This window comes from Caldimonas sp., from assembly GCF_046289365.1.
GTDB lineage: Bacteria > Pseudomonadota > Gammaproteobacteria > Burkholderiales > Burkholderiaceae_C > Caldimonas.
Map to the genome: position 1 here is coordinate 1 of NZ_JBKBVU010000164.1, position 6,829 is coordinate 6,829.

At 67.1% G+C, this 6,829-nt stretch carries 9 protein-coding genes; all 9 read right to left on the reverse strand.

Going from position 1 to position 6,829, the window contains the following annotated elements; all coding sequences use genetic code 11:
• A partial coding sequence (locus ACK42S_RS13955; RefSeq protein WP_409708674.1) for a F0F1 ATP synthase subunit gamma occupies nucleotides 1-450 on the reverse strand: 450 nt, incomplete at its 3' end.
• A gap of 23 nt (nucleotides 451-473) precedes the next feature.
• Nucleotides 474-2,027: a F0F1 ATP synthase subunit alpha gene (gene atpA, locus ACK42S_RS13960; RefSeq protein ID WP_409708677.1), complete on the reverse strand. Its 1,554-nt coding sequence runs from the start codon at nucleotides 2,025-2,027 to the stop codon at nucleotides 474-476.
• Between the two features lie 87 nt (nucleotides 2,028-2,114).
• Nucleotides 2,115-2,648, reverse strand: a complete 534-nt coding sequence (locus tag ACK42S_RS13965; RefSeq protein ID WP_409708680.1) for a F0F1 ATP synthase subunit delta — start codon at nucleotides 2,646-2,648, stop codon at nucleotides 2,115-2,117.
• A 2-nt stretch (nucleotides 2,649-2,650) separates the two neighbouring features.
• On the reverse strand, nucleotides 2,651-3,121 hold the full coding sequence (locus tag ACK42S_RS13970; protein WP_409708683.1) for a F0F1 ATP synthase subunit B: 471 nt from the start codon (nucleotides 3,119-3,121) through the stop codon (nucleotides 2,651-2,653).
• A gap of 70 nt (nucleotides 3,122-3,191) precedes the next feature.
• Nucleotides 3,192-3,440: a F0F1 ATP synthase subunit C gene (gene atpE, locus ACK42S_RS13975; RefSeq protein WP_409708686.1), complete on the reverse strand. Its 249-nt coding sequence runs from the start codon at nucleotides 3,438-3,440 to the stop codon at nucleotides 3,192-3,194.
• Between the two features lie 86 nt (nucleotides 3,441-3,526).
• On the reverse strand, nucleotides 3,527-4,390 hold the full coding sequence (gene atpB / locus ACK42S_RS13980) for a F0F1 ATP synthase subunit A (protein ID WP_409708689.1): 864 nt from the start codon (nucleotides 4,388-4,390) through the stop codon (nucleotides 3,527-3,529).
• Nucleotides 4,391-4,402: 12 nt separating this feature from the next.
• Nucleotides 4,403-4,954 carry an ATP synthase subunit I gene (locus ACK42S_RS13985; RefSeq protein WP_409708692.1) on the reverse strand — a complete coding sequence of 184 codons (552 nt, stop codon included), beginning with the start codon at nucleotides 4,952-4,954 and terminating at the stop codon, nucleotides 4,403-4,405.
• Nucleotides 4,955-5,116: 162 nt separating this feature from the next.
• Complete coding sequence (locus tag ACK42S_RS13990) at nucleotides 5,117-6,028, reverse strand: SMP-30/gluconolactonase/LRE family protein (protein WP_409708698.1); 912 nt, start codon at nucleotides 6,026-6,028, stop codon at nucleotides 5,117-5,119.
• Between the two features lie 2 nt (nucleotides 6,029-6,030).
• The coding region (locus ACK42S_RS13995) for an aldose 1-epimerase (RefSeq protein ID WP_409708695.1) at nucleotides 6,031-6,829 on the reverse strand (799 nt) is incomplete at its 5' end.

The following is a 6,829-nucleotide window of genomic DNA, read 5'->3' on the forward strand; positions in this document are numbered from 1 at the left end:
CAGCCGGTCCAGGTGTGGCTTGTCGCCGAGCTGGGTGACCTGGGTAACCACGTTGGCGCCGATGCGGTTCAGGAAACCGAGGCCCTTGTTGCCGATCGCCACGGCCTGTGCCTTCAGGCCCTGCGCCTCCAGCTCTTTGAGCTTGGCGGTGGTGGCCCGCAGGATGTTGGTGTTCAGGCCGCCGCACAGCCCCTTGTCGGTGGTCACCACGATCACGCCCACCTGGCCGGTCCCGCTGTTCTTCTGCAAGAACGGGGGCTTGTACTCGGGGTTGGCCTGGGCGAGGTTGGCCGCGATGTTGCGCACCTTGTCGGCATAGGGCCGGGCCGCACGCATGCGGTCCTGCGCCTTGCGCATCTTGGACGCGGCGACCATCTCCATGGCCTTGGTGATCTTCTTGGTGTTCTCCACCGACTTGATCTTGCCGCGTATTTCCTTGCCTGCCGCCATGACGGAACTCCTTCTGTGAGGGGTTAGGCGAAGGACTTCTTGAACGCGGCGATCGCGGCGGTCAGTTCGGCCTCGGCGTCCTTGTCCATGGCCTTGTCGGTCTCGAGCTTGTTCAGCAGCGCCGCATGGCTGGTCTTGAGGTACTGATGCAGGCCGGACTCGAAGGCCAAGACCTTCTTGACGTCCACGTCGTCCAGGAAGCCCTTGTTCACCGCGAACAGCGAGGCGGCCATCAGGCTGATGGGCAGCGGGCTGTACTGGGGCTGCTTGAGCAGTTCGGTCACGCGGGCGCCGCGGTCGAGCTGCTTGCGGGTGGCTTCGTCCAGATCGGAGGCGAACTGCGCGAAGGCCGCCAGTTCACGGTACTGCGCCAGGTCGGTACGGATGCCGCCCGACAGACCCTTGATCAGCTTGGTCTGGGCCGCACCGCCCACCCGCGACACCGAGATGCCCGCGTTGATGGCGGGGCGGATGCCGGCGTTGAAGAGGTTGGTCTCCAGGAAGATCTGGCCGTCGGTGATCGAGATCACGTTGGTCGGCACGAAGGCGGACACGTCGCCGGCCTGGGTCTCGATGATGGGCAGCGCGGTCAGCGAGCCGGTCTTGCCCTTGACCTCACCCTTGGTGAAGGCTTCGACGTAGTCGGCGTTCACACGCGCAGCGCGCTCCAACAGGCGGCTGTGCAGGTAGAACACGTCGCCGGGGAAGGCTTCACGGCCCGGCGGACGGCGCAGCAGCAGCGAGACCTGGCGGTAGGCCACGGCCTGCTTGGACAGGTCGTCGTAGACGATCAGGGCATCCTGGCCGCGGTCGCGGAAGTACTCGCCCATCGTGCAGCCCGAGTAGGCCGCGACGTACTGCATGGCGGCGGACTCGGAGGCCGAGGCGGCCACGACGATGGTGTAGTCCATCGCACCATGCTGTTCCAGTGCACGCACCACGTTCTTGATCGACGAGGCCTTCTGGCCGATCGCGACGTAGATGCAGGTGACGCCCTGACCCTTCTGGTTGATGATGGTGTCGATCGCCACCGCGGTCTTGCCGGTCTGGCGGTCGCCGATGATCAGCTCACGCTGGCCGCGGCCGATGGGCACCATCGCGTCGATGGACTTCAGGCCGGTCTGCAGCGGCTGCGACACCGACTGGCGCGCGATCACGCCAGGGGCGACCTTCTCGATCACGTCGGTGAGCTTGGTGTTGATCGGGCCCTTGCCGTCGATCGGGCGACCCAGGGCGTCGACCACACGGCCGATGAGCTCGGGGCCCACGGGCACTTCCAGGATGCGGCCGGTGCACTTGACCGTATCGCCCTCGGACACGTGCTCATAGTCGCCCAGGATCACGGCGCCAACGGAGTCGCGCTCGAGGTTGAGCGCCAGGCCGTAGGTGGGCTGACCGTTCTTGTCGGCCGGGAACTCCAGCATCTCGCCTTGCATCGCGTCGGACAGGCCATGGATACGGCAGATGCCGTCCGTCACCGATACCACGGTGCCCTGGTTGCGGATGTCGGCCGAGACGCCGAGACCCTCGATGCGGCTCTTGATGAGTTCGGAAATTTCTGCGGGATTCAGTTGCATTGCGTACTCCCAGTCTGGTTGTCGGCCCGGGGCCTGAACCGAGTTCGGGCCCGGGACCTTCCCGGGCGATCAAGCGTTGGTCTGGCCTCAGGCCGTCAGCGCCACCTTCATGCGTTCGAGTCGTGCCTTGACCGAGGTGTCGAGCACTTCGTCGCCCACCACCACGCGCACGCCGCCAATCAGCGAGGGATCGACCTCCACCCGCGCCTGCAGCTTGCAGCCAAAGCGCTTCTCCAGCGTGGGCAGCAGCTCCTTGAGCTGTTCGTCGCTCAGGGGGAAGGCGCTGAGGATGTGGGCCTCGGCCGAGCCCGCCGCCGCATTCTTGAGCGCGCGGAACTGGGCCGCGATCTCAGGCAGCGCCGCCAGGCGGTCGTTGTCGATCACGGTGCGCAGGAAGTTGCCCACCTGCGGGATCAGCGGGGCCTTGAGCACCGAGGCGAACAGGTCGTAGACCTGCTCGGGCGTCACCTTGGGGTTGGCGGCGAACAGGCGCACCTGCGGCTCGGCGGCCACGCGCGCCAGCGCATCGACCTGGTCGGCGATGGCATCGGCGTCGGCGCTTGCCGCCACCCGGTACAGGGCCTCGGCGTAAGGACGTGCGATGGTTGCAAGCTCGGCCATGGTCACAGCTCGGTTTTCAGGCGGTTGAGCAGGTCGGCATGCACCGAGGCGTTGACCTCGCGACGCAGGATCTGCTCGGCCCCTTTGACAGCCAGCATGGCCACCTGCTCGCGCAGGGCCTCGCGGGCCTGGACGACCTGTTGCTGCGCCTCGGCACGGGCAGCCGCAACGATCTTCTCGCCTTCCTCGCTGGCCTTCTTCTTGGCTTCTTCGATGATGGCCTGGGCCCGCCGCTCGGCATCGGCCAGCAGCTTCGAGGTTTCATCGCGCGAGGCGGCCAGTTGCTGCTGGACCTGCTGGTTGGCTTGGGCCAGTTCGGCCTTGGCCTTGTCGGCGGCTGCCAGGCCTTCGGCGATTTTCTGTGCGCGTTCGTCCAGGGCCTTCGTGATGGGCGGCCACACGTATTTCAGCGTGAACCACATCAGGATGCCGAAGACCACGAACTGCGCAACGAGTGTCGCGTTGATGTTCATGGATCAGGCCTTTCGTTTCTCTGGAGTCGAGGACGGATCGGAATCCGCAAAGAGAGAGAAAGGAAGCCGATCAGCCGATCACGAACGGGTTGGCGAAGGCGAACAGCAGGGCGATGGCCACACCGATCAGGAAGGCCGCGTCGATCAGACCGGCCAGAATGAACATCTTGGTCTGCAGCTCGTTCATCAGCTCGGGCTGACGGGCCGACGACTCGAGGAACTTGCCACCCATCAGCGCGATGCCGATGGAAGCGCCGATGGCGCCCAGGCCGACGATCAGACCGCAAGCCAGCGCGACAAGACCCAGAATGTTTTCCATGATTGCTCCTATTGGAAGGTTGTTGACGGACGGAAGAAAAAACCGAAAAAAAGCCGGCGGGCTCGCCACCTGCCGGCGGTTGAAACTCAATGGCTTTCGTGGGCCTGGCCGACGTAGATCAGCGTCAGCATCATGAAGATGAAGGCCTGCAGTGTGATGATCAGGATGTGGAAGATGGCCCAGATCGTGCCGGCGATCACGTGACCGATGAACATCAGCGAGCCGCCCAGCGACAGCGCGGCGCTCGCGCCCATCAGGGCGATCAGCATGAACACCAGCTCGCCAGCGTACATGTTGCCGAACAGCCGCATGCCGTGGGAGATCGTCTTGGCCGCGTACTCGATCAGGTTGAGCAGGAAGTTGAACGGGGCCAGCAGCACGGCACCGAGGCCGTGGCCGTGGAACGGGGCGGAGAAGAGGTCCTTCACGAAGCCGCCGAGGCCCTTGACCTTGATGCCGTAGTACAGGCACATCGCGAACACGAAGCTGGACATGCCCAGGGTGATGGACAGGTCGGCGGTGGCCACGACGCGCATGTAATCAGGCAGCCCCAGGGTCGGACCGGCCCAGTGCCACAGTTGCGGAATGGCATCGACCGGCACCAAGTCCATCGCGTTCATCAGGAAGATCCAGACGAAGGCGGTCAGCGCAGCGGCCGAGACGGCGCGGCGCGAGGTCTCGTTGTGGACGATGCCCTTGGCCTGGGTGTCGACCAGCTCGACGAGCATTTCCACCAACCCCTGCAAACGGCCCGGCACGCCGGAGTGCACGCGGCGTGCGGCATAGGCCATGAAGAGGACAGCCGTCAGGCCCAGCGAGATGGACCAGAACAGCGAGTCGAGATTGAAGACGGAGAAGTCGATGATCCCGGTCTGCTGCTTGTTCTGCAGATGGACCAGATGGTGGGTGATGTAATCACCCGCGGTGAGCGCTTGTCCTTCGGCTGCCATCGTTCGTTCTCGTCAACGGTCGCGCGAGGCGACGATTTGTGTCTGTTGCACCCGACCCCGCCACAGCAGGGCCGCCCCATTCACTTTCAAGCACACCACCATCGCCGCCAGCACGGCCAGCCAGCTCAGGTTGGGCACGAATCTTGCAGCCGCCACCAACATGGCCACGGCCACGACGATCTTTACCAACTCCCAGACCATGAACCTCAGCACCAGGGTGCCGGGGTTCGCGCCGGAAGCGCCGGTCATCCCGCGGGCCAGCAAGGCCCCCGGCACCACCACGGCCGCCGCGCCGATCAGCGCCGAGACGACCGTCTCGCCCCTGCCGGTGACCAGCCACGCCAGCGCGGCCACCACCAGTCCGGCCACGGCCTGGGCCGTGACCACCCGCCAGGGCGAGAGCGGCGGGTGCTTCGCGCGCCAAGCCTGCGCCTGCTCGGGCGTCAGGGGCTTGAACGGCGCGGCTTCGTCCGCATCTTCCTGCTTCCAGTCATCGTGTCCATGACCTTGGGGGTCGTGGGCCCGTGGCGCTTGCGCCTGGCCGGGATCGTTCCGGTCGGTCATGGCGGGCACGGAAGTTACAGTTGGTTGCGGCAAAGCCTCGGGATTATACGTGGAAACCCCCACGTACTTTCCATCCCCCTGAGTGCCGCGACGTTGTCGCGTCCGTCCGACAGGGGCTTGCCGGGGGCCGCGCTTGCCGCTAAAGCCGGCCTTGACCCAGGATCAAACGGCGCAGACGGCTGCCGGCAGCCCCGGCACGTCCACCCTCACTTGCAGCACGCGGCCAGCCCAGGGCTGGACGGACAGTTCCTCGGCCGGGCGCTTCTCGCGCGAGGTGGTGATGTACAGCGTGCGCAGGTCGGCCCCGCCAAAGCAGGGCATCGTGGGGCAGCGCACCGGCAGGCGCAGCTCGTGCAGCAGCTCGCCTTGGGGGGACAGCCTCAGCACGCGCGCGCCTTCGAACATCGCCACCCAGTAGCAGCCTTCGGCGTCCATCGCCGCGCCGTCGGGCCGGCCGCCATAGGCATCGAGCGGCTGGCCTTCGCCCCGGGGCTCGAAGCGGGCAAAGACGCGCCGCGGCCCCAGTGCGCCGCGGGCCAGGTCGTAGTCGAAGGCGTAGACGGTATGGGCCTTGGTGTCGGACCAGTACATCGTGCGGGCATCGGGGCTCCAGGCCAGGCCGTTGGACACCGTGATGCCGTCGGCGCGCCGGCTCAGGCGGCCGGTCTCGTCCAGGCAGTACAGCGCGGCCAGCGCCGGGTCGCGCGGTTCGTAGATCGTGCCGACCCACAGCCGGCCGGCAGGGTCGCACTTGGCGTCGTTGAAGCGCTCACGCCGCGGGTCATAGGGGGGCTGGGCCAACAGGGTGCGTGCGCCGGTGACCGGGTCGAAGTGCACGATGCCGGTGCGCAGCGTGAGAACCAGCCCGCCGCGACGGGCGGGCACGCAGGCCGACACGTCGGTATCGAAAGCCCAGGTGTCGAGCCGTCCGGTGTCCGGCTGCAAACGGTGCAGTCGGTGGCCGGGAATGTCGCAGAAGTACAGGCATTGCTCGACCGGGTGCCACAGGGGCGACTCGCCCAGCAGGGCCGCGGTGTCGGTTGCAGGCCGCAGGGTCTCGGGATGGTGGGTCATGGTCATGGGCGGGCGTCCAGGAGGTCGATCTGCATCCAGGCCGAAGCGGTGTGGCCGTCGGCCAGGGCCACCAGGCCGTGGGCCAGCGGGTCGTCCCGATGGAAGGCATTGTTGGCGTGGCTGACCGGCTCGACCGCATAGTCGGGCCGCGACGGCGGGGTGAAGACCACGAGATGGCGGGTCGAGGCGCTCAGTCGCAGGTCGAAGCTCTGGTCGTGCAGGAAGGCTTCGCCGCGCCAACCGGTGTGGCAGTGGTCCAGGTCGAGCGCCTCGACGGCGGCGTCCAGGGCCGCGCAGGGACGATGCTGCGTGGGCAGCTTGCGCTCGTCCATCTCCCAGCGGCCGTCGACCACGGCGCGCAGGCGGCTGCCGGGCCGCTTGAGGAAGAAAGGGTGCCAGCCCAGCCCCATGGGCGCGGTGTCCGGGCCGCGGTGGGTGGCCGAAAGCTCGAAACGCACCCCGCGGGGTGAGAGCACGATGCGCTGGCGGGCCTCGAAGGCAAAGGGCCAGTCTTCGTCGGGCCGGTGGGACAGCACCAGTTCCACCGTGTCGGCCGTGTAATGCGCCACCGTCCAGGCCCGCTGGAAGCCCACGCCATGCATCGGGTGCGGGCTGCCGGCCACGTTGAGCCGCAGCCGGTGCACCCGGCCCTGCCAGGGCAGCCGGCCTTCGGCGATGCGGTTGGAATACGGCACCAGCGGATAGGACGCGGCCCGGCGGGCCTCGGTCAGCGCCTCAGGCTCGGTGCTGCGCAGTACCAGGCGCCCATGCCCCCCCAACCCCACCCCCCCACCCCCCAGA

What these genes read in the sequence shown, in the direction of transcription:
- atpA (WP_409708677.1), bottom strand. Translation starts at nt 2,027, where the DNA reads ATGCAACTGAATCCCGCAGAAATTTCCGAACTCATCAAGAGCCGCATC.
- ACK42S_RS13965 (WP_409708680.1), bottom strand. Translation starts at nt 2,648, where the DNA reads ATGGCCGAGCTTGCAACCATCGCACGTCCTTACGCCGAGGCCCTGTAC.
- ACK42S_RS13970 (WP_409708683.1), bottom strand. Translation starts at nt 3,121, where the DNA reads ATGAACATCAACGCGACACTCGTTGCGCAGTTCGTGGTCTTCGGCATC.
- atpE (WP_409708686.1), bottom strand. Translation starts at nt 3,440, where the DNA reads ATGGAAAACATTCTGGGTCTTGTCGCGCTGGCTTGCGGTCTGATCGTC.
- atpB (WP_409708689.1), bottom strand. Translation starts at nt 4,390, where the DNA reads ATGGCAGCCGAAGGACAAGCGCTCACCGCGGGTGATTACATCACCCAC.
- ACK42S_RS13985 (WP_409708692.1), bottom strand. Translation starts at nt 4,954, where the DNA reads ATGACCGACCGGAACGATCCCGGCCAGGCGCAAGCGCCACGGGCCCAC.
- ACK42S_RS13990 (WP_409708698.1), bottom strand. Translation starts at nt 6,028, where the DNA reads ATGACCCACCATCCCGAGACCCTGCGGCCTGCAACCGACACCGCGGCC.